The organism is Streptomyces sp. NPDC023481 (assembly GCF_055560195.1).
Window position 1 is genome coordinate 201,368 of sequence record NZ_JBVHJE010000007.1, and the last position, 25,672, is coordinate 227,039.

Here is a 25,672-nt window from a genome sequence, read left to right on the forward strand (position 1 = left end):
GGTTAGCGGCCGTGCGTGGATGTGAGGGCGCGCGCCGCGGCCAGCTCCTGGCGGAGGGGTTCGAGGACGCTGCCCGCGGGCCCGGTGAGGTCGGTGCGGACCGCGCTGAGGGTGTCCGCGTTGCGTAGGTCCTCGGACAGTTCCCGCAGTTGCAGGGTCACCTGGGCGATCTCGCCGGAGGACGGCGCAGCCGCCCCGTGCCGGACGCGGACGCGGGCCGCGGTCGTGGCGTCCACGATCCGTTCGACGGCGACGACCAGCGGCCACCAGGCCGCCGCGCGCCGGCCGGTCGGCGGGGGTTCTGTCAGGGCCCGTTGGAACTCCGTACGGATGACGGACAGGTCGCGGTAGAGGCGCCGGCGCATCCGGGCCCGGGCGGCGGCCGCGGTGTCGGGGTGGAACGCGGCGTCGACGTAGTCCGCGGTGTCGGCCACCGCGTCGGCCAGGCGGTCGCCCACCCGGGTGTGCCAGCTCTCCGGCCAGAAGAGGTAGCCGGCGGTCAGGGCGATCGCGCAGCCGAGGAGGGAGTCGTTCAGCCGGGGCAGCAGCAGGGCGGTGCCCTGGTGGTTGAGGACGTGGGAGAGGAGCAGGATCACCGGGGTGATGGCGGCGGTCTGGTAGCCGTAGCCCCGCGGGGTGAGGGCAGGGATGAGCGGGGCCAGCAGGAAGAGGACCAAGACGTCCCACCAGCCGAGCGGGACCTCGGCGAGGACCACCGCGGCGACCACCAGTCCGGCCACCGTGCCGAGCGCGCGCAGCAGGGCACGGGAGAAGACCGAGCCGAAGTCGGGCTTGAGGACGAAGGTGATGGTCAGGGCGACCCAGTAGGAGCGCGGGACGGGGATCAGGGAGACCAGGGCCTGGGCGATGCCGATGCAGAGGGCGAGGCGGGCGCCGTAGCGCCAGGAGTTGGTGGACAGGACGACGTTCCGGGCGGCGCGGGCGGTGCGGATGCCGAGGGCGGCCGGGCGGCCCAGGCGGTCGTCGGTGGCCCGGGGATCCACGTCGGGCGCGGTGACCACCTCGGCGGTGTGCCGCAGGGCGTGGTCCACGGCCCGCGCCGTCTCGGTGGTGGGCACGGGCAGGTGCAGGGGCGGTACGGGGGTGCCGTCCCCGGCGACGGACCGCGCCAGGTGGTGGAGCGCCGCCGGGATCTGCGGGGGCAGCGGGCGGGCCGCCAGGTGGGCCGCGGGGGCCGCCTCGATCACCGGGGTGATGGCGTTCAACTGCGCCAGAAGCCGGGTGAGTTCCGGGCTGCGGCCGTGGTGGCGGGCGCGCCGGGCGAGGATCAGGTCGTACGCCTCGTTCAGGGACTGGGTGACGGCACGGCGGGCCTCCTCGTACGCCTCCGTGCGGTCCGTGCCGGCGGTGGCGAGGAGGGCGGCGACCGCGCGGTAGGTGGCGGCGACCGCCGACCGTTCGGGTACGCCCGCGCGCAGCGGCCAGGACAGCAGGGCCAGGAGGAGGACCAGCAGGCCGCCGCCGGTCATCAGGGCGGGGGGCAGCCACCAGGGGGAGGGCAGCGGGAGGCCCGCGCCGATCACGCAGTTCAGCAGGAGCAGCAGGCCGGAGACCGAGGCCACCGCGCCGATCGTCGAGATCATGCCGGAGACCAGCGCGACCCCGGTGACGGCGGCGACCGCGTACCAGCCGTGGCCGTACGCCAGCGTGCCCAGGGTGACGCCGACCGCGCCGAAGAGCTGGGGTACGGCGATGTTGAGGATGCGCATGCGGTAGGCGTCCGCGGTGTCGCCGATGACGCCGGACAGGGCGCCCATGGAGGCGAGGGCGCCGTAGGCGGGACGGCCGGCCGCGAGTCCGACGGCCAGGGGGAGGGCCATGGCGAGGGCGGCGCGGGCCACGGCGGGCCGGTTGACCGGCGCCTGCTGGGGCGTGAGGTTCCGGACCAGCCAGTCGGGTGGGGTGAGGCCGGTGGGGAACTCTCGGGACATGCGCCCATTATGGATTGTTCGGCCGATTTCGGTTCCCACGCCCGGCGAGGGGGCTTACGGTCGGTCGTCCAGACGGGTCAGGAACGCGGCCAGGGCGCGGTTGAACTCCTGGGGGCGTTCCAGGTTGGGCAGGTGGGCGGCGCGCTCGATGATGTGCAGGGTGGAGTCGGGGAGGGCCGCGTGCATGGCCTCGGCGTCGGAGACGGGGGTGTAGGTGTCGTCGGCGCCGACCAGGACGAGGGCGGGCACGGTCACCCGGGTCAACAGCTCGCGGTAGTCGGGGCGTTCGGCCCGGCCGCGCAGGGCGGCCGCGGCGCCCTCGGGGGAGGTGGCCGTCATCATGCGGTGCACGTGGGCCTTGACCTCGGGGTCGGCGTAGGGCGCGACCATCTTCTCCAGCACCTCGTCGGCGTAGCCGCGCATGCCCTCGGCGAGCAGTCTCCCGGCCATGGCGGCGCGGGCCGTCCGGCCCTCGGGGGTCTCGGCGGCGGGGAAGGTGTCGGCGAGGACCAGGCCGCGGACGCGGTCGCCGAAGTGGTCGTGGCACTCCATGGCGATCTGGCCGCCCATGGACAGGCCGGCCAGCACGAAGGTGTCCACGCCGAGGTGGTCCAGGAGGTCCGCGATGTCACGGGCGTGGCGGGAGAGCGGGACCGTGCCGGGGGTGACGGGGGAGGCGCCGTAGCCGCGCAGGTCGGGGGCGATCACCCGGCGGCCGGCGGCGAACTCCGTCAGCTGCGGCTGCCACATCGTGCGGTCGAAGGGGTGTCCGTGGACGAGGACGAGGGGAACCCGGGAGGAGGGTCCGGGGCCTTTGTCCTCGAATGCGAGGAAGGGGGGCATGGCAACGACCCTAGGGTGCCGGAGAGCTCGGTGCAATAAGATCTTTGTCCTCGGTGCAATCCAATGCGCCGGAGAACAAGGGGACTTGTGGACGACTACCGGCGCATCGCCGAGCGGATCGCGGCCGACATCACCGGTGGGCGGCTCCTGCCCGGCCAACGGCTGCCACCCCAGCGGGCGTTCGCGCGCCGGCACGGCATCGCGCCCTCGACCGCCGGCCGGGTGTACGCCGAACTCGTGCGCCGGGGACTGGTGGTGGGCGAGGTCGGACGCGGCACGTTCGTGCGGGCCACCGCGCCGGACGGGCAGCCGGGGATCGCCCTGACCGAGGCGGCCGGCGCCCCGCTGGTCAACCTGGAGCTGAACTATCCCGTGGTGCCCGGCCAGCCGGAACTGCTGGCCCCGGCGCTGGCCCCGCTGCTGCGGCCGGACGCGCTCGGCCAGGCGCTGCGGCCGGCCGCCGCCGCGGGCACCCCGGCGGCCCGGGCGGCGGTCTCCGCCCTGCTCGCCCGCGGCGGTCTGGAGGCCGCCCCCGGGCGGGTGCTGTTCACCGGCAGCGCCCGGCAGGCGATCGCCGCCACCCTCGCCTCGCTGGTCCGGCCCGGCGGCCGGGTCGGGGTGGAGCCGCTGACGTATCCGCTGGTCAAGGAGATCACGGCGCGGCTCGGCCTGGTTCTGGTGCCGCTCGCCACGGACGCGGAGGGGGTCGTGCCGCAGGCGGTGGCCGACGCTCACCGGAGGGCTCCGCTGTCCGCGCTGTACCTCCAGCCGGCCCTGCAGAACCCGACCTCGCTGACGACGAGCGCCGGGCGGCTGCGGCAGCTCGCCGACTGTGTCCACAGGCTGGGGACACCGGTGGTCGAGGACCGGATCTGGGCCTTCCTGGACTCCGGAGGGCCACCCCCGCTCGCCGCGCTCGCGCCCGGCCTGGTCCACCTCGTCGACAGCCTCTCCAAGCGGGTCGCGCCCGGACTCACCGTCGGCTTCACCGTCGTACCGGAGGACCGTGTCGAGGCGGTGGCCCGGGCCGTGCGGTCCGGCGGGTGGAGTGCGGGCGCGTTCGCTCTGGAGGCGGCCGTGCGGTGGCTCGGCGACGGCACGGTGGACCGGCTGGTGGCCGCCAAACGGCGGGACGCGCGGCGGCGCCAGCGGCTGGTCGCCGGGAAGCTCGCCGGGTTCGCCGTACGGTCCGACCCGGCCGCCTACTTCGCCTGGTGGGAGCTGCCCCCGCCGTGGCGCGCGGACACCTTCACGGCCGCCGCCCGGGCACAGGGCATCGCGGTCACCCCGGGCACGGCCTTCTGCGTGGACCCCAGCCGCACCCCGGACGCGGTCAGACTCGGCCTCGGCTCGGTCCCGGAACCACTGCTGGGGCGAGCACTGGAGACCCTCGCGGGGGTGGCGCGGGGCGGGGGTGCGTGAGGGGGGCCGGGAGAGGGGGGCGGGCGCCGTCACGGGGGTACGGCGGCACAGTCCTGGTGGGGTCAGGCCTGGGCCCCCGGGGGTGCTCCGGTGGGGGTGGCGTGGGGTGCGGGTGCCGTCACGGGGGTAGGGCGCCGCGGGCCTGGGTGGGGTCAGGCCTCGGCCCGGGTCGGGTTCGGTGCTGTCGTCCGGGTGGGTGCCGGGGACTTCTCCCGGCGGCGGGGTAGCCGGAGGTGCCTGGTGAGCCAGGTCGTGAGGGCCACCGTCAGGCCGAGGGCCAGCAGGAGCCAGGCGGCCGAGCGCAGGGTGGCGGTCAGGGCGTCGTAGACGGCGGCCGCGGCCGGGTGGGAGACGCCGGCCGGCAGGTCGTCCAGGGTGAGGCCGCGGCCGACGTCGAGGGCGAGGACGAGCAGGGCGCCGCCGAGGGCCGTGCCCAGCGCGGTGGCGGCGACCGCCCGACGCCGGCGCACGGCGAGCGCGATCCCGCCGGCGGCGAAGGTGACGGCCGCGACCGGCAGCCAGAGACCGGCGACTTCGAGCACGTGGAACCCCTTCCGGAGCGCGGTCAGCCGGTCCGCCGGGAGCACGGCGACCGAGGTGTGCTCCACCGGGATCCGCGCGGCGAGCGGCACGTGGTCGTGCGTGAGCTGGCGTTTTACCTGGGCGGTGACCGGGGCCAGGTCCACGGTGACGGCACCCTCGTTCTCCGTGCGCAGGGCGCGCAGGACGGCGTCGTGGGTGACCCGGTTGCCGGTGTCCCAGGCCAGCCGGAAGGCCTCGGTGTGGGTGAAGGAACGCACCGCGTCGTGCACGAACGGGCGCACCGAGGCGGGGGCCGGGTGGGCGTTCAGCTGCTCGTCCACGGCGCGCAGGATGCCGTCGCCGACCGTGTCCACGACGGCCTCCCGCACGGCCGGGTCGGCGGCGAGCGGCGCCATCGTGGTGACGTAGCGGCCCGTGTCGGCGAGCCCGTACGCCGCCCAGGCCGCCAGCGCGCCGAACGGCACGAGGAGGCAGGACAGGGCGATCAGTACGGCCGACAGGACGCTCCTGAGGCGTGGGGACACGCTTCCAGGCAAGGGCCGCCCGGGCCGGTGCGCGAGCGGGGGGACTGCGTTCGGGGGCTCTCCGCTGGAGGGACCACCCGAACGGGTGTTTCCTGGTGCTGGGGAGGCGGAAGTGACCGCCGTGCACCACGGGGGAGGAACAGGGGAGCGCGTGGGCCCCGGCCGAGCGGCCGGGGCCCACGCGCATGCACCCGCACTCGCCCGGCCCGCGTCAGCGGACCCGGTGGCCGGAGGCGTCCTCGCGGGTGTAGTAGCGGTAGAAGAACACGGCGAAGGTCACCGCCGACACCAGCAGGGACATCAGGATCGACCGCGGCACATCGCTCTGCCCGCTCTCGCCGGCGCCCTGCGTGGCGAAGAAGCTGCCGCTCTGGCTGTAGAGGAAGCCGAACGCGCAGCCGGTGAACGCCGTCCACAGCAGGGCGTGCAGTTCCCGCGGCATCCGCGGGGCCAGGGTCAGCAGGGCCGCGCACACCGCCGCGAACACCAGCGCGCTGACGAAGCCGAGCAGCAGGTTCCAGCCGGTGACCGGGCCGCCGCCCCGGTTGTTGGCCGCGACCCAGTAGCCGTAGACCAGGCCCAGGACGACCGGGACGGCCACCCGGGCGAGCGCGTGGGTCCGCGGGTCGAAGACGTCGGGCGGGCGCGCGACCACCTCGGACGACCGGCGCTCCATCTCGGGCGTGCGGCCGGGCCGGGGCATTCCGCCGGGCGCGGGTGCCGCTTGAGCCATGAGAGCACTCCTTCCTCCTCGCCCCCGGGATCCGCCACCGGATCCGCCCCCGCGTGCGGGGCACGTCTCCAGGGCACACCCGGGGGACCCGGCCTGGCAACTCGGCCAGGAGGGTGACGAGTGCCCGGATGCGCGCGGTTCTCCCCCGTGTTTGGCTGAGGAACGGGGACGGACATGGAGGGCTGCCCGCCGTGACGGAGATGGAGTACGGGCGGCGCCGGGCGCTGCTGCGGGTCCGCGGGCGGAGCATCGCGTGGCTGCCGCCCCTGCTGCTGCTCGTCGCCGTCATCCTGCTGGACTTCAACACCGGTGAGCACTTCCGGATCATCACCTGGATCGTCCTCGTGCCGGGCATCTCCGCCGCGATCTGCGGGGTGTGGACGACGGCGGGCTACAGCGTGCTCTCGCTGGTCACGTACGTCCTGGTGGACAGCGCCTGGCCCGACGAGTACCAGGCCGGGTTCGGCGACTTCCTGCTCGTCGCCCTCGGCGGCGTCCTCGCCACGCTCGCCGCCGCCGTGCGGATGCGGCAGGAACGCCAGATGCTGCACATGCAGGACATCGCCGAGACCACCCGCCGTACCGTGCTGCGCCCGCTGCCCCCCGGGTGGGCCGGCCTGGAGCACGCGGGGGTGTACCTGGCCGCCGACGTCGACGCCCGCGTCGGCGGCGACTTCTACGACATCCAGCCCGGCCCGCACGGCACCCGGCTGCTCGTCGGTGACGTGCAGGGCAAGGGGCTGGGCGCGGTGGAGGCCGCGGCCGCGCTGCTCGGCACCTTCCGCGAGGCCGGGTACCACGAGAAGGACCTCGCGACCGTCGCCGAACGCCTGGAGACCCGCATGCTGCGGCACCGCTCGCACACCGCCGCGCTGGGGCGGGCCGACGGCGACCGGTTCGCCACGGCCGTCCTCCTCTCCTTCCCCGACGACGCCTCCGGCCTGATCGACGTGATGAACTTCGGCCACGAGCCCCCGCTCGCCGTCGGCCCGCAGGGGGTCCGCGAGTTGCCCTGCGGCGACGGGCTGCCGCTCGGCCTCACCGACCTCGCGGGGAGCGTGCCGCCCGTCCACCGGGTGGCGGTGGCCGACGACGAGACGCTGCTCCTCGTCACCGACGGCGTGACCGAGGCCCGTGACCGCCACGGCGCGTTCTTCCCCCTCTCCGACGAAGTCGCCCGCGCCGTCCGCGACGACCCCGCCCACACGGAGCCGCGCCGCCTGGTCCGCCGGGTCCGCGACGGCGTCCTCCGGCACAGCGGGGGCCGTCTGGGGGACGACACGACGATCTTCGCGGTGCGCAGGGCGGGGGACGCGGGAGGTGCGGCGGGTGCGGGGAGCTCCTCCGCGATCGAGGGTCAGGCGGGAGCGCGGAGTTGACGGGGGCCCGGCCGAACCGGCGGTCTTACCGGCACGTTTGCCGTACCGGGGCGCCGGTTTGCGGCAGCAGCGGTTACGGTGCTGGCTGGAAGAGCGGATCGACAGGGGCCTCCCGGACCGGAGGTGCACGGGGTCCGCAGGGTGACATGGGGGAGGCACGATGCCCGGAACCGTGCTGCTGCTCGCGGCCTCGCCGCTGGGCCGGGGGCGCCTGGTGGACGCGGCCGGAGTGCTGCCGGTGCTGGCCGCCGTCGCCCCCTCCGTGCTGTCCGGCACCGACACCGCGAACGTCGTCGAACTCGCCGACCCGCTGGAACCGCAGGCCGTCCTGACCCGGCTGCGGGCCGCCGCGGCCTCCCCCGGGCCGCTCACCGTGTACGTCACCGGCCAGCTGCACCTGGACCGGCGCGGGCACCAGCCGCATCTGGCGCTGGCCCGCACCACACCGGCCACCCTGCGCTACACCGCACTGCCCTGGCACTGGATCCGCGAGGAGCTGCGGCTGCGCTCCGCGACGGACACCGCGCTCGTGGTCGACCTGCACGCCGACGCCGAGGCCTGGCGGCACCTCACCGAGCGCGGCCTCGACTCCGGGTGGAACACCGCGGTCTACGGCCGTGTCGCCCCGGCCACCGGGCGGCGGGGCCTGGCGGAGCCGACGTACATGAAGACGGTGGCCACGCTGCTGCGCAGCGGCCACCGGCCCCCGCTGGGCCTCCTGCACGAGCAGGCGCTGGCCCGCATGACGGAGGAGGCGAGGGGCAACCTGCTGCTGGCGTCCACCCCGGGCCCCCACACCGGCCCGGCCGCCCCCGCGCCCCGTATCCCCGCGGCCGCCCCCCGTATCCCCGCGGCCGCCCCCGTCCCCCGCACCCCCGCGACCGTCCCGGCAGCCGCGCCCGCGGCCGCCCTCGGCGATCCGCACGCCGGTATCAGCGCCGCCGTGCGGGAGGGGCGGCACCGGGACGCCGAGGGGATCGCGGCCTGGTTCGAGGCGGAGGCCGTCCGGGCGTACGGGACCGCGTCGGAGCAGGCGTTGCACTGGAGCGAGGTGCGGGCCGACCTGGCGATGTTCGCGGGAGACGCGGCAGGCAGTTGCCGGGCCTGGCTCGGTGTGGCCCAGGCGCGGCTGGCCGCGGGGCAGGCGGAGGACGCGCCGGCCGTGGAGGCGGCCGTGGACCGGGCGCACCACCAGTGGACCCGGATCAGGGACACGGCGCGGGCCCGTGAACTCGGGCCCGCGCTCGCGGAGTTGCGGCTGAGGGTGCCGGGGCGCCGGCGCGGCGCGCTGGAGAACGTCCAGCGGCAGCTGAGCCGGCTCCAGGGCGCCCGCTAGAGCGCTTGAGGTCATCGCGTCGAAGTACCGCACCCATTCGCCCTGGCGAGACCTTCCCGACGAGCTGGGCTCGCTCCAGACCGCTCAGCAAACGGCTGATCCGATGGGCCGCCGACGGCACCCGGGAGATGATCCTCGTCGGTCCACTCGGCCGCGGACGGACCGGGCCGCCGTGTGCGGCTTCAGTTGGCGGGCCGGGGCCGATGACGGGCCACCGCGGCATGCATGAGGCGGCGGGCGCGTAGCGCGGCGTCACGGTCGCCAAGGAGCTGGATCTCCTGGTTCGCGGTCATGGCGAGGCCGGAGAGGGTGGACACCAGGTCGCCGGGTTCGAGATCCGGGGCGAGGTCGCCGGTGGCGCTGGCGGCGGCGATCTGATCGGCCAGGAACCGCCGCCAGCGGGTCACCGCCTCCTGAACCCTGCTGCGCAACTCGCCCGGCTGCCCGTCGAGTTCGCAGGATGCCGCTGTGACGAAGCAGCCGTTGGGGAAGGGGCTGTCGGCCAAGTAGGCGCACCAGGCGTCGATCACGGCGTTCAGGCACGGCAGGCCCGGCTCCGCGACCCGGCCGGGGGTCACCACTGCCGCCGTGAACATCTGAACGGCCCGGTCCAGTGTGGCGAGTTGCAGCTCGACGCGGGAGCCGAAGGGGCCGACGACGCCGGCCTTGCTCATCTCGAGCGCCGAGGCGAGCGAGCCGATGGTCAGTCCGGTCAGTCCCGCGCCGGACGCCTGGTGTACCGCGGCGCCGACGATGCGCTCGCGGGTGCGCCGGGCTTCCTCCGCCGATTTCCTCATGCCGACCATGTTACCGATCGATCGTCTGCTAAATTAGCGAACGGCCGTACGGTAAATATGACGGGGAGGACGTTCGCATGCGCATCCGCTGGCTGGGCTGGGCCGGAGTGGAGCTCGAAGCACGGGGCGAGAGCCTGGTCATCGACCTACTGGGCCGCCCCGAAGGAGTCCTGGAAGGGACACCGCTTACCGGAGTACCGCTGCCGAAGGTCGTGCCGCCCCGCGGGCAAGGCAATGCGCTGGCCGGCCTGTGCACCCACCTCCACCGCGACCACGCGGACGCCGGCGCCCTGTCCCGGGCACTGGCTCCCGGGGGCGTGGTCCTGCACCCGGCGTCCTACGGCGGTGATGACCACGAGAACCTGTGGACGCTCCAGGCCGAGGCCGAACTCGCCGCCCACGACCTGCCCCGACGCTCGATGAACGGGTGGGAGACGACCACCATCGGGCCCTTCACCATCGCAGCGGTACCCGCCGTCGACGCCCTCGGCGATCCCCAGGTCTCCTGGGCCGTGGAAGCCGACGGAACCCGGGTGATCCACCTGGGCGACACCATGTACCACGGCTACTGGTGGCGCGCCGCCCACCGTTACGGCCCCTTCGACGCGGTCCTCACGCCCATCAACGGACCGACCGTCTGCTTCCCGCACTGCCGGCCGCCCAGCCCCTACCCGGCAGCACTCGACGCCCGGCACGCCGCCGTCGCATCCCGCCTCCTCCAGGCCAGGACCGTCATCCCGATCCACTACGACGGCTTCCACTCCGATTTCTACGCCACGCGGCCCGACGAGCTCGCCCGCTTCCTCGACGCCGCCGAGGACGAGCCGTACGAGGTCCGCACCCCCGGGCTGGGTGAAGAACTGCTCCTCTGAAGCACAAGCCCTCCACTCGCTCGACCAGCCGGTCCCGCCGCTGCGCGGCCGGCCCACCACCAAGAGAGGCCCCGAACGTGTACGCCGCTCAGTACGAGATCACCCTGCCCGCCGACTACGACATGCAGATCGTCCGCAAGCGGGTCGCCACCGGCGGCCACGTCCTCGACGACCGCGCGGGACTGGGCCTCAAGGCATACCTGATGCGCGAGCGCGGCACCCATGGCTCGCCCGTCAACCAGTACGCCCCGTGCTACCTCTGGAACGACACCGGTGCCATGGCCCACTTCCTGGTCGGCGCCGGCGGGTTCCAGAACATCATCCGGGACTTCGGCCGCCCCGCCGCCCTGCACTGGACCGGTGTCGCCTGCTACTCCGGCCCCGCCCGCACCGCGCCTGTGCGGGCCGCGACCCGCCGCCTGACCGCGCTTCCCCCCGACCCCGACTCCGACCGGACCGGACTCGGGACGGCCAGGCTCATCGAGCAGGAAGTCGAGGGGCTCCGGCAGCTCTCCCGGCTCCCTGGCGTCCACACCGCCGCACTGGCCCTGGACCCCCGGCACTGGCAACTGTTCAGGCTCGTCCTGTGGGAGGACACCCCCGCCGCGGATCACGACGCCACCGAACGCTACGAAGTACTGCACCTGTCCGCCCCCGGCCTGGCCACTCTGCCGGAAGGGAGGGCGTGGTAACCCCAGGGGCGGCTGTCGGCAGACACGGCGGCGCACGCGTCGGAGCGTGCGCCGCGTGCCGAAGAGGCGGAACCCAGCGCCTACTTGGTGAAGGTGAAGTACCTCCAGGCCCCGTGCGTCGTGGAGTTGACGGTGTCACCGGAGGCGCTGTTGATGTACGACGAGCGGACCCGGAACCGCCAGCCGACGTCCTTGCTGTGGTCGCCGGTGATGGTGACCCGCGAGAAACCGTCGGAGCCGAGCCTGAAGTAGGCGGGGTCGCCCGGGTACCAGCGGCCCTGGTAGTACACCTCGAACTCGAACTTCTGCGCGCGGTCCGGGTACCACGTCATCTTGGTCGTGATCAGCGGGTTCTTGTTCTTGTGGAAGAAGTAGTACGTGTGGCCCCACGCCGACTTCGCCTTGTAGTGCTTGGAGACCGACGTGGACACGCTGACCTGCGCGCCGACCGTGCTGGCCGCGGACGCCGGCAGGTAGCGCGAGTCGCCCGTGAACTTCGCGGTGACCTTGGTGTCCCGCTTCAGGTCCAGGGTGACCGACAGGTTGCCGTGGGAGTCGACCTTTCCGGTCTTCACCCGCTTGTTCGGCTTGTCGGAGCCGAACGGGTCGGCCCAGATCTCCACCGTACGGCTGGAGTACGTCGTGCCGAGGTGCGCGGTGAACCTGACGTCCTTGCCGTAGGCGTACACCTTGCCGTTGTTGTTGATCGTCACCGTCGTCTTGGCGCGGGAGACCTCGACGGTGTCCGAGCCGGAGGCGGCCGCGTGGTCGGCGTCGCCGGCGTAGGCCACCGTGTACTTCACCTTGCCGCCGGACGGCGGGGTGTCGGTGAAGGAGAACGTGCCGTCCGCCCTGGTGACCGCCGCGGCCAGCGGCTTGCCCTTCGGCGACTCCAGGTCGGTGCGGGTCACGGTCAGCCGGGTGCCGGCGGGTACGGCCGTCGTGGAGGCGACCTTGCCCTTCACGGTGAGCTTCTTCGCCCGGGTCGCGGTGGCCGGCGCGTCCACGGTGACGGTGCTCGTCGCCTTGGTGGGCGCGTTCAGCACGCGCAGGGAGAACACGCCCTGGCTGTTGCTGGTCACCGCGAACAGCCGGGAGCCGTCGGCGGCCCAGGCGAGACCTGCGCGGGCCAGCAGGTCGGAGCCCGAGGTGGTGCCGGTGTTCGGGAAGTCGTAGGTGCGGACCGGCTCACCGGAGCCCGGCTTGAAGATGTAGACGTCCGGGTGGTACGAGCCGTCGATGCCGGCCGCGAGGGTGCCGTCGGGGGCGATCGCCACCGAGTTGGGGTAGGCGTCCGTGACGTACTTGCCGTCCTCGTTGAGGTCGGACGTCCGGAACACCTGCTGGTAGTACGGCGCGCCGCTGGCCACCACGACGTCCTTGCCGTCGGGCGTGACCTGGAAGTCGCCGAGGTTGTCGCCGGCCTCACGGGTGCTCGCGACCTTGGTGGCGGTGCCCGAGGAGACGTCGTACGAGGCCAGTTCGACCGGGCTCTGCCCGACCGCGCCCCCGACGAGCGTGTTGGAGCCGGGCGCGGCGTCCAGCAGCGGTGCGGAGTACCAGTCGGCGTCCTGGCCGAGGGTGACCTTGTGGTCCTCGGCGGTCAGGTCGACGGAGCCGATGTTGCCGGCGGCGGGGCCGCCGTAGCCGAACCACAGCTTGCCGCCCGCCAAGGCCACGCTGAGCGGCTTGTCGCCGACCTCGTACCGGGTGGACTCGGTGTCGGTGGCCGTGTCGATCACGGCGATGGAGTCGAGGTCCTGCACGGCCGCGTAGAGCGTGCCGGAGTCGGCGGACAGTTCCAGGCCCTGGACGCCGGACATGCGGGTGGTGAGCTGTTTGACGACGTCGCCGTTGAAGTCGGTGACGACGATCTTGCCGTTCAGCGGGTCGCTGACGAAGACCTGCCGGTGGACGGAGTCCACGACGATGTCACCGCTCTGCCGCACCGGCAGGGGCCGGGCGGAGTCGGCGAACGCCGGGGCGGCGGCGAGAGCCGCGGAGCTGAAGAGGACCGCCAGGGTGGTGGCGGCCGTGAGAGAGCGCTTGCGCACGCTGATTCGAACCCCCGGAACGAATGAAAGGCATGGGGAGCCGCAAGGGCACGGCGAACGTGAGCCCCCTGTGCATGAGCCGTGTGTGCCTCGTGCGGCGAGTGTGCAAAGGGTAGGTCATGCCCCTGACAGTGGCGCCACCGGGTTTCCCGAATCCCGGGACAGCTGCGGGATCTTGTCGTTACGCTCTGCAACAGAACGATCGCAGGGGGTGCCTCTCTTCATGGTCAACATCCGTCCGCTCGACCCCAGCGCCTCTCCGTTGGACTACTTCGGCTCGGAGTTGCGCAGAAAACGGGAGGAGGCGGGGCTCACGCAGAAGGAACTCGGCGCGGTCGTCTTCTGCACGGGTTCGCTGATCGGCCAGATCGAGACCACGCTGAAGGTGCCGACGCGGGAGTTCGCCGAACGGGTGGACGCGGCGCTGATGACGGACGGCTTCTTCTCGCGGATGGTCGGACTGGTCCTGCGGAGCCAGTTGCCCACGTGGTTCCAGCCGTATGCGGAGATGGAGGCGAAGGCGGCGTACATCTCGACGTTTCAGGCGCAGGTCGTTTACGGGTTGCTGCAGACCGAGAGGTACGCGCGTGCGGTGCTCGGCGCGCCGGGCCGGGGTCATCTCGATGAGCTGGTTGCCGCTCGACTGGAGCGGCAGCGTCTTCTGCAGAGGGAGCGGCCGCCGTTGGTGTGGGTCGTGCTGGACGAGGCCCTGCTGTACCGCCCGATGGGTGGGCCGGAGGTGATGCGAGAGCAACTCGCGCACCTGTTGAGCTTCCGAGACCAGCGCATGGTCAACGTCCAGATCTTGCCGAACGCGGCGGGCGAACACCCCGCCGTGCACGGCGCCTTCAATCTCCTGCGCTTCGACGACCACCCTGACATCGTCTACACGGAGGACTTCATCCAGGGACACATGACTGCCAATCCGGAGAGCGTCAGCGAGGGCTGGCTCCATTACGATCAGCTACAGGCTGCCGCGCTCTCGGTGCGGGACTCGGCAGAGTTGATCGCCCACGTGATGGAGGAGAGCTATGGAGACCAGCCGACAGCTCGACAGCGCGACGTGGCGTAAGTCCAGCTACAGCGGGAGCAACGGCGGCGACTGCGTCGAATGCGCCGCACTCGGCCCCGCCGCGTGGCGCAAGTCCTCGTACAGCGGGAGTAGCGGCGGTGAGTGTGTCGAGTGTGCCGTTGTCCACCCCGCCGCATGGCACAAGTCAAGCCACAGCGGAAACACCGGCGGTGATTGCGTAGAGGTCGCCGATCTGCCCGCCCTCATTGCTGTCAGGGACTCAAAGCAGCCCGAGTTGGCGCACCTCGCTGTGGACCCGCGGGCCTGGGCCGCCTTCGTGCGGGCTCTGTAGGCCCTGCGCTCTCGCCGGGCCGGCGTTCGCCGCGAGGAGCAGGGCCGTCGCGGCGATCACCGCGGCCGTTACGGCCCTCCGTGCGGTGGGGCGTGCGTAGGGTGCGGATGGACGTCCGGGCACGGTCACCTCGCAACACGACAGCGGCCTGTTAAGCGTGCTTAATTCGCCGTTTAACCTAGGGGCTGCCCGAGTCGACGGCAAGGGTTACCCGGGGCGTTGGGGGGACGCGAGGCATGGTGGAGCGGGACGACCCGGAGGTCATCGGGCGGCGGGTACAACGGCTGCGCGGCGAACGGGGCCTCACCCAGCGACAGCTGGCGGAGCCGGCGTACTCACCCGCCTACATCTCCACCCTGGAGGCCGGCCGGGTCCGGGCCTCCGACGAGGCGTTACGGCACATCGCGGAGCGGCTCGGCGTCGCCTTCGAGGAGCTGGCCGCCGGCCGGCCCGCCCACCTCGCCACCGCCCTGCGACTCCGGCTCACCGAGGCCCAGCGCGTCCTCGCCGACGGGCGGGCCGAGGAGGCCGCCGCCCAGTACGGCGTGCTGCGCGCCGAGGCGGAGGCCCACGGACTCGGCCGCGAACAGGCCGCCGCCCTGCTCGGACTCGGCGAGTGCGCCCTGGAGACCGGCGACCTGACCGAGGCGCGCGAGTACTTCGAGCAGGCCGAGGAGCGGCTGGCCGACCAGACCCTGCCGGTGCGTGTGCCCGCCGTCCGCGGCCGGGCCGTCGCCCACTACCTCGCCGGCGAACTCCGGTACGCCGTCTACCTGTTGGAGTCCACCCTCGACGAGCTGAACCGGGGCGGACTGCACGACCCCGACGCGCTGCTGCTGCTCTACGCCAGCGTCATCGGCCCCTACATGGACATGGGCGCCCACGCCCGCGCCGCCCAGGCCGCCGAGTTCGCGCTCGCGCTCGCACCGCGGGCCGGCGACCCCGCGCTGATCGCCCGTATGCACCGCTCGGTCGCCCGTACCCTGCTCGCCGAGGGCCGGATCGCCGAGGCCGACGCCTCCCTGGCCAAGGCGGCCGAGCTGTACCGGCAGCTGAGCCTGCGCACCGAGCTGGCCAACTGCCACTGGATGCGCGGTTACGTCTACGCTCAGAACGGCGAACTGGACCGTGCCGAGGCCGAGTTACGGCAGGCGTACGCGATGCTCTCCCAGACCCGGGCCGCCCTGTACCGCAGCCAGGCCGCCGTCGAACTCGCCGACGTGCTGCACCGCCGGGGCAGCTCCGCGGAGGCCGCCGCCCTCCTGGAGGGCGTCCTCGGCGACTTCTCCTCCGAACGCGGCGCCGTGCACGCCGCCGCCGCGCACCGCCTGCTCGGCATCATCGCCGAGGACGCCCGGGACACCGAGGCCGCCGAGGAGCACTACGTGCGCGCCCTCAGCCTGCTGGAACGCGCGGGCGCCGCCGGCGACCTCGCCGACCTGTGCCGGCTGCTGGGCGACCTGCTGCGCCGCACGGGCCGTACCGAGGCCGCCCTGGACGCCTACCGCACCGGCCTGGGTCACCGCACCGCGCCCGGCACCACCACTCTTGGGCCGGCCCCGGCGCAGCCCCCGCTGTGAGCCTCAGACCTGCGCGCGTCCCTGCTTGCGGATGTCCGCCAGGCGCAGGGCGCCGATCTGCACGGCGGCCTGGGTGGCGTCGTTCGGGACGTCCCCCAGGCCCGCGTTGGTCAGCGCGAAGGCGTCCTCGCCGACCCGGACGGCGGCCACGTCCATGGTGAGCAGGTACTGCTGGTTGTCCGGTGTCGTCGTGGAGAGGTAGACGCGCAGGCCCTGCCGGGCGTCCCCGACCTGCGGCAGCGGCGCGTCCACGACCCGGACGTCCTCCACGAGGCCCAGTTCCGTGGTGGCCGTGAACCGCGCGCACTGCGCCGGCATCGTCCGCAGCCAGGACAGCACGGCGTCGACGTCCGCCGGGCGACGGGCGCCGATCTGGTAGCGGAGCTGGGCGTCGGTGTCGGCGTCGTCCAGGCCGACGGCGACCCGGGCCGGGGCGCCGAGGAGTTCGTCGCTGTACAGGGCGTCCAGCAGCCGCTCGCACTGCCCGGCCGAGGTGTGCGTCTTCAGCAGCCCGTCCCGCCAGGTGGCCGCGCCGCGCGTGGCCGTCCAGGGGGCGCCCAGGTCGGTCTGGTTGATCAGCGCGGCCTGCGCCTGCTCGTCGCTGAGCGCGGAGGCGTCGGCCCGCGTCGACGCCTTCGCCGGCGGACTCGTCGGATCCACCGTGGGCAGCGGGTACGGCGCGCTCGCCGGCTGCTTCAGACTCAGCGCCGCGCAGCCGCCGGCGGCGAGCAGACCGGTGGCCAGCAGGGAGAGGACGACGCCACGGGGTATGCGGTCGGGTAGCGCGCGTATCGCTCGTATCGCGGGGGACATCGTGCCTCCTGGTCTGCGTGCGGCCGACGGTGCCTGCTCCCACGGCACCACCACCCCCCACCCCCCACCAGCCCTCCGCGCCGTACGGGTGAGGCTCCCGCCCCGGGCAGCCCATCCGCCGCCGCTCACCCCGCGCCCGCTTGATCTATCGTCGGCTCGACGGAAGGAGTCCGCTGTGACCGGACAGCCCATCCCCGTGATCATCGACTGCGACACCGGGGTCGACGACGCGCTGGCCCTGCTGTTCGCCGTGCGGCACCCGGGGCTCGACCTGCGGGCGGTGACGTGCGTGGCCGGGAACACCGATGTGGACGGGGTCGTACGGAACACGCTCACCGTGCTGGAGCGGGCGGGCGCACCCGACATCCCGGTGGCGCGGGGTGCCGAGCGGCCGCTGCTGGAGCCGCCCCGTTCGGCCCGGCACGTGCACGGCTCCGACGGCATGGGCGACCTGGGCCTGCCCGCCCCCACCCGGGCCCCGGCGGACGTCGACGCCGTGACCCTGCTGCGCCGGGAGATCCTCGCCTCGCCGCGCCCGGTCACCCTGATCCCGACCGCGCCCCTGACGAACATCGCCCTGCTGCTGCGCACCCACCCCGAGGTGACCCGGAACGTCGAGCGGATCGTGTTCATGGGCGGGGCGGTGGCCACCGGGAACGCCACCCCGGTCGCGGAGTTCAACGTCTGGCACGACCCGGAGGCCGCCGCGATCCTGCTCACCGCCGGTGTGCCGATCACCATGTACGGCCTGGACGTGTTCCAGCAGGTCGTCGTGGACAGCGCGGACGTGCACCGGCTGCGCGCCAGCGCCGAGCCCGGCACCCGGCTGGCCGGCGAGCTGCTCGCCCACCGCCCCGCCCACCAGGGCGAGCCGCCGGAGGCCGAGGAGGCGGGCGGCCTCGGCGACGCCGGCGCGGTGTGCGCGGTCGCCGACCCGGCCGGCCTCACCACCCGCCTCCTCCCGGTCGAGGTCTCCCTCGCCCCCGGCCCGGCCCGCGGCCAGACCGTCGTGGACCGCCGGCCCCGCCTGGGCGAGTCCGAGATCCACGAGGGCGGCCGCGAACGGGCCCTGGTCGACGTGGCCCTGGAGGTGGCCGCGGACCGGTACGTGAAGCTGTACCTGGAGACGGTCGCCCGCTGACCACCCGGCGGCGCGTGGCGTCCCAGCGGGGGTTCCCTTTCCGGGCAAGGTGGACAGATACAGATTCCGTACCGTCGTCCGTCTCCCCTGGGAGCCCGAATGGCAGACCTCTCGCCGGACCTCTCGCCGGACCTCTCGTCCAGGAACCCCGACTGGTGGCGGCAGGCCGTCGTCTACCAGGTCTATCCGCGCAGCTTCGCCGACGCCGACGGTGACGGCCTCGGCGACCTGCGGGGCATCACCGAGCGGATGGACCACGTGGCCGCCCTCGGGGCGGACGCCCTGTGGCTGAGCCCCTTCTACCCCTCCGAACTCGCCGACGGCGGCTACGACGTCATCGACCCGCGCGGGGTCGACGAACGCCTGGGCACGCTGGACGATTTCGACACCCTGGTCGCCGAGGCGCACCGGCTCGGGCTGAAGGTCGTCGTGGACGTCGTCCCCAACCACACCTCGCACCTGCACCCCTGGTTCCAGGAGGCGCTGCGCGCCGGGCCCGGCTCGGCCGCCCGGGAGCGCTACGTCTTCCGGCGGGGGCGCGGGACGCGCGGGGAACTCCCGCCCAGCGACTGGCAGTCGGTCTTCGGCGGCAGCGCCTGGCGGCGGGTGCCGGACGGGGAGTGGTACCTGCACCTCTTCGCGCCCGAACAGCCCGACCTGAACTGGCAGAACGAGGAGGTCCGCGCCGACTTCCGCACCACCCTGCGGTTCTGGTCCGACCGGGGCGTGGACGGCTTCCGCGTCGACGTCGCCCACGGCCTGGCCAAGGACCTCACCGAGCCGCTGCGGGACCTCGGCGACCTCGGCGCGACCGGCGAGGAGGCGCTGCCCCGGGTCGCGCCGGGCAGCCACCCCTACTGGGACCGCGACGAGGTCCACGAGATCTACCGCGACTGGCGCAAGATCTTCGACGCCTACAGCCCGCCCCGCACGGCCGTCGCCGAGGCCTGGGTGCCGGGCGCCCGCCGCGCCCTGTACGCCCGCCCGGACGAGCTGGGCCAGGCGTTCAACTTCGAGTACCTGGAGGCCCGCTGGGACGCCGGGGAACTGCGGGACGTCATCACCGCCTCGCTGGTCACGGCCCGCGCCGCCGGTGCCTCCGCCACCTGGGTGCTGTCCAACCACGACGTCGTACGGCACGCCTCCCGGCTGATGCTGCCGCCCGGCACCGACCCGGCCGCCTGGCTGCTCTCGCACGGCACCGCGCCCGCGCTCGACCCGGCGGCCGGCCTGCGCCGGGCGCGGGCGGCGACCCTGCTGATGCTGGCGCTGCCCGGTGCGGCGTACCTCTACCAGGGTGAGGAACTGGGCCTGCCCGAGGTCGCCGACCTGCCCACCGAGGTGCTCCAGGACCCGATCTGGGAGCAGACCGGCCACGTCCGCAAGGGCCGCGACGGCTGCCGGGTGCCGCTGCCGTGGACGGCCACCGGGCCGTCGTACGGCTTCGGGCCCGGGGCCGGCTGGCTCCCGCAGCCGCCGTCGTACGCGGCGTACGCCGTCGAGGCGCAGGCCGGCACCGAGGGCTCCACGCTGGAGCTGTACCGCACGGCGCTGCGGCTGCGCCGCAAACTGCTGGCGGGCGAGACGCTGACCTGGACGCCGGACGCGCCCGCCGGCGTGCTGGACTTCACCCGCACCGAGGGCTGGCGCAACGTCACCAACCTCGGCCCGGACCCGGTCCCGCTCCCGCCGGGCGAGATCCTGCTGGCCAGCACCCCGCTGCCGGCGGCCACCCTCCTCCCACCGGACACCACGGTGTGGCTGGCCCAGGGCCTTTCCTCCGGGGCCTAGCTAGCCCCCCGTAGGTGCCGGATCGGGGCTCGCCCCCGGGGCCGGGGTGCCGCCGCCGCCGAGGAGGCCCGAGAGGTCCACCGGGCTGGCGGTGGCGGTCGCCGGCGGGGTGAGCACCACCTCGGGCTGGCCGGGCGGCGGGGCCGGCGGGGTCAGGTCCGAGTTGGGCAGCTTCGGCGGGGTGGTCTGCTGGAACAGGGTCTGGTCGAAGTCGACCAGGCCCGTCTTCTCCATCACGGTCATGTGGTCCAGCACCGTGTCGTTGGCCTGGTCGGCGAGGGCCCGTACCAGCGAGTTCTTCGTGGTGGAGCGGATCTTCGCGATGGCGTTGAAGATCGCGCCGTGCGTCATCCGCAGGATGTTGGCGAAGTCGGTGTCGAACTGCTTGCCGGTGTCCGCCTTCAGCGTGTTCACGAAGCCCTCCTGCTGGGGGCTCGCCACGTTGGGCAGCGTGATGTTCAGCAGCGGGGCGATCTTGCGGCAGGTGGTGTCCAGCGCCGCGTGCCCGTCGATCAGGTGCTGACTGGCCGTGATCACAGCCTTGGAGCCGCCCTTCTGCAGCCCGATCTGACCCACCGGGTACTCCCACAGGCCCGCCGCCCGCACCTTCACCACGAAGTCCCGGTCCTGCTCGGTGAGCGGCCCCCACTGAGTGGTGGCGATGACGCGGTCCTGGGCGGTGGAGACCTTGTCCAGTCCGAGCATGCCCGGGTAGGCGAGGGCGGTGAGGGTCAGGGCCATCGCACCGCCCACGAAGAGCGTTCCCGTCGCGTTCCGCGAAAAGCGCACCGTTCCTCCTGCTGGGGGTTCCCGCCCGTGGGCGGTTCCGACGCACAGCAGTACGGACGCGGGGCCCGTTCGTCTCGGCGCCGCCGGGTAAAGATTCACCGGAACCCGTTGGGGAAAGATTGGCCTTTACCGGGTGGAAGGTTGACCTCTGCCCGGGAGACGGCGGACCCGGCGCGCCCCTAGATTCGCCGCATGTCCCCACAGCCCCCGCCCCGCCCGCCGGCCGCGCTGCCCGTCCTGCCCTACCGCAAGCCCACCAAGGGCCGTGACTACTGGGTGCTGGACGACGTCCTGCCCGACGTCGACGCGGTACGGCAGCGGTGCCTGGACAAGGACGACTGGGTGGAGGGGTATCCGTACACCTCCGAGACCTGGCCCGGGCTGCGTGCCATGCCCGGTCTCGAACCGGGCGAACTCGGCCGCATCGAGCGGCTGGTGAAGAAGGCGACCGGGGCGAAGGAGCTGTGGGTGCAGCAGGCGCCCGGCGGCGGCACCCTCAACCACAACTGCGTGCAGGTGGTCGGGGAGGGCGAGAGCGAGCCCCGCCCGCACACCGACTCCCGCGCCCTGTGCCGGTACGCGGCCGTGCTCTATCTCAACCCGGACGTCCCCAAGGACTGCGGCACCAGCTTCTACCGCCAGTCCCTGCCCGGCGGCCGGCTCGGCGGCAACGTCGTCCAGGCCCCGCACACCAACCTGGTCGAGGCCCTCGGCACCCGCTATGTCACCCCGGACGCCTTCGAGGAGGACGTCCGCGTCCCGCACAAGTACAACCGGCTGCTCCTCTACCACGCCAACCTGGTGCACAGCGCGACCGGTTACTCCGGCCGCACGCTGGCGGAGAAGCGCATGACGGCCGTGTTCTTCTGGATGGCCTGACCTCGGCCTTCTCCCCTGGGAGCGGAACGGCGGACCGGCTGCCGTCGTCCTCACCCGAGGAGACCGGGAGAGGACCGGGAGGAGCCCGGGCGCCGGCAAGGGGAGGGTCGATGGGGCACGAGGACGCGCCGGCCGCGCGCGAGGAGTGGGCCGCCGGGCGGCCGACGCCGTACCGGGACGTCCGGGTGACGGGGCGGCTCGCCGTCGCCGGGCTGCTGCTCGCGGGCGCCGCCTGGGTGGCGCGCGGCGTGTGGGAGGCGCGGCTGGCACACGCCGGTGAGCCCGGTTCCGGGCCGCCGGACCAGGGGGGCGGGCTGCACCGGCCGCTCACCGCGCTGGAGGACTCGTACCACCAGGTCACGTCCGTCGGCGGGGCCGCGGTGCTGGTCTGCGCCGTGCTCTTCCTGTCCTGGGTGGTGCGGCTGCGGGACAACGCGCGCCTGCTGTCCGGCCGGGCGCCCCGGTACGCCGGCCTCTGGGTGTACGCGGGCTGGATCGTCCCGGTCGTCAACCTGTGGTTCCCGCGGGGCATCGTCGCCGACGCGTTCCGCGGTTCCGCCCCGGGGCGCCGGCTGCCCGTCTCCGTGAACGTGTGGTGGGTCCTCTGGCTGCTCGGGATGCTCAGCGGGGTGGGCATCGTCTACGAGGACTCCGCCGACGAGATCATCGCCCGCGCCTACACCGAGGTGTGGCCGCTGCTGGCCAGCGACGCGGCGGTCGTCGGTGCCGCCGTCGCCGGCGCGTTCGCCGTGCGGGCGGTCACCGTCGCCCAGCTGGCACGCATCCGGGAGGCCGCCGCCGGCCCGGAGGCACCGCGGCCGGTGTGGGACGGCAGCGGTGCGACGGCCGTGTGAGGCAGCCGGTGTGGTGAGGCGGGCGGTGTGAGGCGGCGGCCCGTGCGGTACGGATGCCGGGCATGAGCAGTGTCGCCATCGTGGGAGCCGGGCCGGGGCTCGGTGCCGCCGTCGCGCGGCGGTTCGGACGCGAGGGGTTCGGGGTCGGCCTGGTCGCCCGGGACCGGGGCCGGCTGGACGCGATCGCCGAGGACCTCGCGGCCGAGGGGATCACCGCGCGCGGCTTCCCCGCCGACGTGCGCCGGCCGGAGGAGCTGGCGGAAGCGCTGGACCGGCTCGCGGAGGCCCTCGGGACCGTCGAGGTGCTCCAGTACAGCCCGGTGCCGCACCGCGACTTCATGCGGCCCGTGCTGGACACCGGGCACCGGGACCTGGTGGGGCCGATCGAGTTCTCCGTGTACGGGGCGGTGGCCGCCGTGCGGCAGGTGCTGCCGGGGATGCGGCGGCTCGGGCGCGGCACGATCCTGTTCGTCAACGGCGGCAGCGCGGCCGTACCGCATCCCGAGCGGGCCGGCACCTCGATCGCCTTCGCGGCGGAGAGCGCCTACGGCCATCTGCTGCACGACCGGCTGGCCGGTGAGGGCATCCACGTCGCCCAGCTGGTGATCCCGGGGGCCATCGCCCGGGGGCACGCCCGCAAGGACCCGGACGTGCTCGCGCAGGCCCTGTGGGCCCTGCACCGGGAACGACGGGGTTTTCGCCACTACGCCGACGACCTCGACAGCTGACCCCTGCCGGGAGCGTTCACCCTGCGGAGAGTGGTTTTGTGAGCCAATATGGTGATATTGGCCGAATTGCTCTCTTCTGAGGGGGCCTCCATGGCTGTGGAAATCCCTGCGCTCGTCAAACCGTCCCGCCTCAGGAGCAGGGGCGGCCTGCTGGGCGAGTGCATGGCGGAGTTCCTGGGAACCTTCGTCCTCATCTCCTTCGGCTGCGGTGTGGTCGCGATGGCGGTCGCCGCGCTGCCCGGTTCCGGCCGGGCCGCCACCCCCACCACGATCTTCGTCGCCGCCGGCGACTGGCTGCTCATCACCTGGGGCTGGGCCTTCGCCGTCATGCTCGGCGTCTACGTGGCCGGCGGGATCAGCGGCGCCCACCTCAACCCCGCGGTCACCCTGGCCATGGCCATCCGCCGCGGGTTCTCCTGGGCCAAGGTCCTGCCGTACTGGTTCGCGCAGGTCGTCGGCGCCCTCACCGGGGCGGCCCTGGTCTACCTCGTCTATCACAGCGCGATCAACGCCTACGACAGCGCGGCGCCGGGGCCGAAGGTGAACGGGCACACGAACGCCACGTTCTCGATCTTCGCGACCTTCCCGGCCGCGTACTTCCACGGCGGTGTCTGGGGGCCGCTGATCGACCAGATCGTCGGTACGGCCTTCCTGCTCATGCTGATCGCCGCCGTCATCGACCTGCGCAACCAGGCCGTGCGGGCCAACCTGGGGCCGCTGGTCGTGGGCCTCGTCGTCGCCGCCATCGGCATGTCCTACGGAGCCAACGCGGGCTACGCCATCAACCCCGCCCGCGACTTCGGGCCGCGCCTGTTCACCTACGCGGCGGGCTGGGACGGCCTGGCCTTCCCGGGGAGCCTGGCCGGCGCGTTCAGCTCCTACTGGTGGATCCCGATCGTCGGTCCGCTGGTCGGCGGTGCCCTCGGCATCCTGATCTACGACCTCTTCATCGGCGACGTCCTGGTGGTGCGGTCCGAACTGGCGGAGCCGCCCGAGCCCGGCCGCACGACCCCGGTGCGCACCAGCGACGAGGAGTGAGGGATGTCTGAGGGTCTCGGGGTGGAACCCCTAGGGGGCGGCCCGTAGATCCCCCTGGGGTGCCCCCGTTCGCGTTGTCGCGCGTCAGTGGACGTGCAAGTCTCCGTATGCAGGTGATGACGCGGAGAGGCACGCGACAACCGAGGGGAGCTGATCGGGGTGGACGGTTCGCACTGGATGTACGTCCTGCTCGTACTCGTGACGATGCCGCCCATGATCCCGAACTCGGCCCTGGTGGCCGGCGCGGGCGCCCTCGCCGCGGCCGGCAGCCTGAACCTGCCCCTCCTGATCGTGATCTTATTGACGAGCACCGTCCTTGGTGACATGAGCATGTTCTGGGCGGGGTGCCTCGCCCGTGGCCGTGCGCTGCGCTGGATGTCCCGCCGGCAGAAGCGGCGTTCGATGCTGGACCGGGCCGCCGAGCGGTTCCGCCGCTACGGCGTGCCCTCGGTGATCGCGATGCGGTTCGTGCCCAGCGGCCGCGGCCTCGGCGGGGTCACGGCCGGGATCGTCGACTTCCCGCCGCGCAGCTACCTCCTCGGTGCCCTGGCCGCCGAGGCCGTCTTCGTGTCCTGCACCCTGGGCCTCGGCTACCTGGGCGGACGGCTCGTCGACAACGGCGTGATGCTGGTGTGCATGGGGCCCGCCGTCTCCGTCCTGACCGCGAGCACCGTCATGGGCGTCCGCTGGGCCTGCACGCGGTGGAGCACCCGTCGTACCGGTGACCTCGGCGGACCCGGTGACTGACCTGACGCGGCCGGCAGCCGACCCGGACGGTCCCGGCCCCTCGGCGCCCGACCCCACCGAGGCCGGTCCGGACGCGTGCGGTCTGCCCGCCGACCGGCTCGCCCGGGTGCTCGGAACCCTGGCGAACCCGCACCGGCTGGGAGTCGTGGCCGCGCTCGCCCGGCGCCGCAACTACGTCAGCCGGCTGGCCCGTGAACTCGGCATCAGCAGGGCCCTGCTCCAGGCCCACCTCAGACGGCTGGAGGCGGCGGGACTGGTCATCGGCCAACTGGAGATATCGAGCGACGGGAAAGCGATGAAGTTCTACGAGGTGACCCCCTTCGCGCTCCATCTGACCCCGCAGAGCATCGCGGACACGCTGTCACCGCTCACCACCCACGCACACGTCCCGGAGGACGGCGAGAAGGGAAGCCCGCGATGAGTTACCACGCCTGGCAGGAGGTCGTCGGCACCGTCGGCCTGGTCGGCGCGTTCGCTGCGGTCATCACCATCGTCATCTGGCACCTGGCCACGACCTGGCGGGCGCGGGCCATCCTGGCCCGCGACCACGAGTACCGGACGCTGGCGGAGCGGGCCACCCGGTCACACGACTCCGCGCTCCAGCAACTCGCCGGCATCGACGAACGCCTGGCCGACCTGCAGACCCGGATGCGGTCGGTCGAGCGGATCCTCAAGGACGTCGAGTGACGGCGTAACGAGTCCGGGCCGTCGAGCGGCAACTCGGCGGCCCGGTGGAAGAGGCACTGTCTCGCGTCGTACGCGAGTCTCTCACCAGCCCCCCTTCACGGAAGGACCCTAGTT

25 protein-coding genes and 1 pseudogene are annotated in these 25,672 nt (G+C 73.4%); 18 read left to right on the forward strand and 8 right to left on the reverse strand.

All coding sequences use genetic code 11. The annotated features are described in order from the left end of the window. Positions 1-2: 2 nt before the first annotated feature. The gene (locus ACZ3ZD_RS16870; RefSeq protein WP_467397614.1) at positions 3-1,952 is read right to left on the reverse strand and encodes an FUSC family protein; all 1,950 of its coding nucleotides are present in this window, start codon (positions 1,950-1,952) and stop codon (positions 3-5) included. A gap of 54 nt (positions 1,953-2,006) precedes the next feature. Beyond that, positions 2,007-2,795: an alpha/beta fold hydrolase gene (locus ACZ3ZD_RS16875; RefSeq protein ID WP_467397616.1), complete on the reverse strand. Its 789-nt coding sequence runs from the start codon at positions 2,793-2,795 to the stop codon at positions 2,007-2,009. Positions 2,796-2,882: 87 nt separating this feature from the next. Between ACZ3ZD_RS16875 and ACZ3ZD_RS16880 the strand changes: the two genes are divergently transcribed. Beyond that, positions 2,883-4,217 carry an aminotransferase-like domain-containing protein gene (locus tag ACZ3ZD_RS16880; RefSeq protein ID WP_467397619.1) on the forward strand — a complete coding sequence of 445 codons (1,335 nt, stop codon included), beginning with the start codon at positions 2,883-2,885 and terminating at the stop codon, positions 4,215-4,217. Between the two features lie 152 nt (positions 4,218-4,369). Here the strand turns inward: ACZ3ZD_RS16880 and ACZ3ZD_RS16885 are convergent, their stop codons facing one another. Both ACZ3ZD_RS16885 and ACZ3ZD_RS16890 read right to left on the reverse strand, forming a co-directional pair. Beyond that, complete coding sequence (locus tag ACZ3ZD_RS16885; RefSeq protein WP_467397622.1) at positions 4,370-5,284, reverse strand: hypothetical protein; 915 nt, start codon at positions 5,282-5,284, stop codon at positions 4,370-4,372. Between the two features lie 211 nt (positions 5,285-5,495). Next, positions 5,496-6,017 carry a hypothetical protein gene (locus ACZ3ZD_RS16890; protein ID WP_467397624.1) on the reverse strand — a complete coding sequence of 174 codons (522 nt, stop codon included), beginning with the start codon at positions 6,015-6,017 and terminating at the stop codon, positions 5,496-5,498. A gap of 200 nt (positions 6,018-6,217) precedes the next feature. On the opposite strand from ACZ3ZD_RS16890, the gene ACZ3ZD_RS16895 reads away from it, so the two are divergent. The 3 genes and pseudogenes from ACZ3ZD_RS16895 to ACZ3ZD_RS16905 form a co-directional block, all read left to right on the forward strand. Continuing rightward, positions 6,218-7,396, forward strand: coding sequence for a PP2C family protein-serine/threonine phosphatase (locus ACZ3ZD_RS16895; protein ID WP_467397873.1), 1,179 nt, complete (start codon positions 6,218-6,220; stop codon positions 7,394-7,396). Between the two features lie 160 nt (positions 7,397-7,556). Then, complete coding sequence (locus ACZ3ZD_RS16900) at positions 7,557-8,732, forward strand: hypothetical protein (protein ID WP_467397627.1); 1,176 nt, start codon at positions 7,557-7,559, stop codon at positions 8,730-8,732. After that, positions 8,731-8,887 (forward strand): annotated as a pseudogene (locus ACZ3ZD_RS16905) (transposase); the annotation flags it as partial. The gene ACZ3ZD_RS16900 and the pseudogene ACZ3ZD_RS16905, both read left to right, overlap by 2 nt. Positions 8,888-8,914: 27 nt before the next feature. On the opposite strand, the gene ACZ3ZD_RS16910 reads toward ACZ3ZD_RS16905, so the two are convergent. Further along, positions 8,915-9,529, reverse strand: a complete 615-nt coding sequence (locus ACZ3ZD_RS16910) for a TetR/AcrR family transcriptional regulator (protein WP_467397628.1) — start codon at positions 9,527-9,529, stop codon at positions 8,915-8,917. Positions 9,530-9,606: 77 nt separating this feature from the next. Between ACZ3ZD_RS16910 and ACZ3ZD_RS16915 the strand changes: the two genes are divergently transcribed. Further along, complete coding sequence (locus ACZ3ZD_RS16915; RefSeq protein WP_467397631.1) at positions 9,607-10,401, forward strand: MBL fold metallo-hydrolase; 795 nt, start codon at positions 9,607-9,609, stop codon at positions 10,399-10,401. A 77-nt stretch (positions 10,402-10,478) separates the two neighbouring features. Then, a complete protein-coding gene (locus ACZ3ZD_RS16920) occupies positions 10,479-11,093 on the forward strand; it encodes a DUF4865 family protein (protein ID WP_467397633.1) in 615 nt (204 codons plus the stop codon). Positions 11,094-11,173: 80 nt separating this feature from the next. Here ACZ3ZD_RS16920 and ACZ3ZD_RS16925 read toward each other — a convergent pair whose 3' ends face one another. Next, positions 11,174-13,147 carry an Ig-like domain repeat protein gene (locus ACZ3ZD_RS16925; protein ID WP_467397635.1) on the reverse strand — a complete coding sequence of 658 codons (1,974 nt, stop codon included), beginning with the start codon at positions 13,145-13,147 and terminating at the stop codon, positions 11,174-11,176. A gap of 223 nt (positions 13,148-13,370) precedes the next feature. On the opposite strand from ACZ3ZD_RS16925, the gene ACZ3ZD_RS16930 reads away from it, so the two are divergent. The 3 genes from ACZ3ZD_RS16930 (at position 13,371) to ACZ3ZD_RS16940 (ending at position 16,091) form a co-directional block, all read left to right on the forward strand. Beyond that, entirely contained in the window at positions 13,371-14,219 is an 849-nt protein-coding gene (locus tag ACZ3ZD_RS16930; RefSeq protein ID WP_467397638.1) for a helix-turn-helix domain-containing protein, read from the forward strand. Further along, the gene (locus ACZ3ZD_RS16935) at positions 14,179-14,511 is read left to right on the forward strand and encodes a DUF397 domain-containing protein (protein WP_467397640.1); all 333 of its coding nucleotides are present in this window, start codon (positions 14,179-14,181) and stop codon (positions 14,509-14,511) included. Before ACZ3ZD_RS16930 ends, ACZ3ZD_RS16935 begins: the two co-directional genes overlap by 41 nt. 236 nt (positions 14,512-14,747) lie before the next feature. Next, the gene (locus ACZ3ZD_RS16940; RefSeq protein WP_467397643.1) at positions 14,748-16,091 is read left to right on the forward strand and encodes a helix-turn-helix domain-containing protein; all 1,344 of its coding nucleotides are present in this window, start codon (positions 14,748-14,750) and stop codon (positions 16,089-16,091) included. Between the two features lie 3 nt (positions 16,092-16,094). Here the strand turns inward: ACZ3ZD_RS16940 and ACZ3ZD_RS16945 are convergent, their stop codons facing one another. Continuing rightward, the gene (locus ACZ3ZD_RS16945) at positions 16,095-16,904 is read right to left on the reverse strand and encodes a hypothetical protein (RefSeq protein ID WP_467397645.1); all 810 of its coding nucleotides are present in this window, start codon (positions 16,902-16,904) and stop codon (positions 16,095-16,097) included. Positions 16,905-17,079: 175 nt separating this feature from the next. On the opposite strand from ACZ3ZD_RS16945, the gene ACZ3ZD_RS16950 reads away from it, so the two are divergent. Further along, positions 17,080-18,045, forward strand: coding sequence for a nucleoside hydrolase (locus ACZ3ZD_RS16950; protein ID WP_467397647.1), 966 nt, complete (start codon positions 17,080-17,082; stop codon positions 18,043-18,045). Between the two features lie 99 nt (positions 18,046-18,144). Next, complete coding sequence (locus tag ACZ3ZD_RS16955) at positions 18,145-19,836, forward strand: glycoside hydrolase family 13 protein (protein ID WP_467397650.1); 1,692 nt, start codon at positions 18,145-18,147, stop codon at positions 19,834-19,836. On the opposite strand, the gene ACZ3ZD_RS16960 is transcribed toward ACZ3ZD_RS16955, so the two are convergent. Next, on the reverse strand, positions 19,837-20,589 hold the full coding sequence (locus ACZ3ZD_RS16960) for a DUF4142 domain-containing protein (protein WP_467397875.1): 753 nt from the start codon (positions 20,587-20,589) through the stop codon (positions 19,837-19,839). A 228-nt stretch (positions 20,590-20,817) separates the two neighbouring features. On the opposite strand from ACZ3ZD_RS16960, the gene ACZ3ZD_RS16965 reads away from it, so the two are divergent. The 7 genes from ACZ3ZD_RS16965 (at position 20,818) to ACZ3ZD_RS16995 (ending at position 25,558) form a co-directional block, all read left to right on the forward strand. Continuing rightward, complete coding sequence (locus ACZ3ZD_RS16965) at positions 20,818-21,504, forward strand: DUF6445 family protein (protein ID WP_467397652.1); 687 nt, start codon at positions 20,818-20,820, stop codon at positions 21,502-21,504. Positions 21,505-21,614: 110 nt separating this feature from the next. Beyond that, positions 21,615-22,358, forward strand: coding sequence for a DUF4328 domain-containing protein (locus tag ACZ3ZD_RS16970; protein ID WP_467397654.1), 744 nt, complete (start codon positions 21,615-21,617; stop codon positions 22,356-22,358). Between the two features lie 62 nt (positions 22,359-22,420). Further along, positions 22,421-23,086 (forward strand): SDR family NAD(P)-dependent oxidoreductase, encoded by a 666-nt coding sequence (locus tag ACZ3ZD_RS16975; protein ID WP_467397657.1) that lies wholly within the window; start codon positions 22,421-22,423, stop codon positions 23,084-23,086. 90 nt (positions 23,087-23,176) lie between these two features. After that, entirely contained in the window at positions 23,177-24,124 is a 948-nt protein-coding gene (locus ACZ3ZD_RS16980) for an MIP/aquaporin family protein (RefSeq protein ID WP_467397659.1), read from the forward strand. Between the two features lie 159 nt (positions 24,125-24,283). Beyond that, positions 24,284-24,871: a DedA family protein gene (locus ACZ3ZD_RS16985; RefSeq protein WP_467397661.1), complete on the forward strand. Its 588-nt coding sequence runs from the start codon at positions 24,284-24,286 to the stop codon at positions 24,869-24,871. Between the two features lie 82 nt (positions 24,872-24,953). After that, complete coding sequence (locus ACZ3ZD_RS16990; RefSeq protein ID WP_467397877.1) at positions 24,954-25,292, forward strand: ArsR/SmtB family transcription factor; 339 nt, start codon at positions 24,954-24,956, stop codon at positions 25,290-25,292. Further along, on the forward strand, positions 25,289-25,558 hold the full coding sequence (locus ACZ3ZD_RS16995; RefSeq protein WP_467397664.1) for a hypothetical protein: 270 nt from the start codon (positions 25,289-25,291) through the stop codon (positions 25,556-25,558). Before ACZ3ZD_RS16990 ends, ACZ3ZD_RS16995 begins: the two co-directional genes overlap by 4 nt. The last annotated feature ends 114 nt before the right edge of the window (positions 25,559-25,672 follow it).

Excerpts from the sequence above, each read along its gene's own strand:
- ACZ3ZD_RS16980 (WP_467397659.1), top strand. The coding sequence starts at position 23,177 with ATGGCTGTGGAAATCCCTGCGCTCGTCAAACCGTCCCGCCTCAGGAGC.
- ACZ3ZD_RS16890 (WP_467397624.1), bottom strand. The coding sequence starts at position 6,017 with ATGGCTCAAGCGGCACCCGCGCCCGGCGGAATGCCCCGGCCCGGCCGC.
- ACZ3ZD_RS16995 (WP_467397664.1), top strand. The coding sequence starts at position 25,289 with ATGAGTTACCACGCCTGGCAGGAGGTCGTCGGCACCGTCGGCCTGGTC.
- ACZ3ZD_RS16900 (WP_467397627.1), top strand. The coding sequence starts at position 7,557 with ATGCCCGGAACCGTGCTGCTGCTCGCGGCCTCGCCGCTGGGCCGGGGG.
- ACZ3ZD_RS16875 (WP_467397616.1), bottom strand. The coding sequence starts at position 2,795 with ATGCCCCCCTTCCTCGCATTCGAGGACAAAGGCCCCGGACCCTCCTCC.
- ACZ3ZD_RS16935 (WP_467397640.1), top strand. The coding sequence starts at position 14,179 with ATGGAGACCAGCCGACAGCTCGACAGCGCGACGTGGCGTAAGTCCAGC.
- ACZ3ZD_RS16955 (WP_467397650.1), top strand. The coding sequence starts at position 18,145 with ATGGCAGACCTCTCGCCGGACCTCTCGCCGGACCTCTCGTCCAGGAAC.
- ACZ3ZD_RS16940 (WP_467397643.1), top strand. The coding sequence starts at position 14,748 with ATGGTGGAGCGGGACGACCCGGAGGTCATCGGGCGGCGGGTACAACGG.
- ACZ3ZD_RS16930 (WP_467397638.1), top strand. The coding sequence starts at position 13,371 with ATGGTCAACATCCGTCCGCTCGACCCCAGCGCCTCTCCGTTGGACTAC.
- ACZ3ZD_RS16965 (WP_467397652.1), top strand. The coding sequence starts at position 20,818 with ATGTCCCCACAGCCCCCGCCCCGCCCGCCGGCCGCGCTGCCCGTCCTG.
- ACZ3ZD_RS16970 (WP_467397654.1), top strand. The coding sequence starts at position 21,615 with ATGGGGCACGAGGACGCGCCGGCCGCGCGCGAGGAGTGGGCCGCCGGG.
- ACZ3ZD_RS16870 (WP_467397614.1), bottom strand. The coding sequence starts at position 1,952 with ATGTCCCGAGAGTTCCCCACCGGCCTCACCCCACCCGACTGGCTGGTC.
- ACZ3ZD_RS16895 (WP_467397873.1), top strand. The coding sequence starts at position 6,218 with ATGGAGTACGGGCGGCGCCGGGCGCTGCTGCGGGTCCGCGGGCGGAGC.
- ACZ3ZD_RS16910 (WP_467397628.1), bottom strand. The coding sequence starts at position 9,529 with ATGAGGAAATCGGCGGAGGAAGCCCGGCGCACCCGCGAGCGCATCGTC.
- ACZ3ZD_RS16945 (WP_467397645.1), bottom strand. The coding sequence starts at position 16,904 with ATGTCCCCCGCGATACGAGCGATACGCGCGCTACCCGACCGCATACCC.
- ACZ3ZD_RS16915 (WP_467397631.1), top strand. The coding sequence starts at position 9,607 with ATGCGCATCCGCTGGCTGGGCTGGGCCGGAGTGGAGCTCGAAGCACGG.
- ACZ3ZD_RS16975 (WP_467397657.1), top strand. The coding sequence starts at position 22,421 with ATGAGCAGTGTCGCCATCGTGGGAGCCGGGCCGGGGCTCGGTGCCGCC.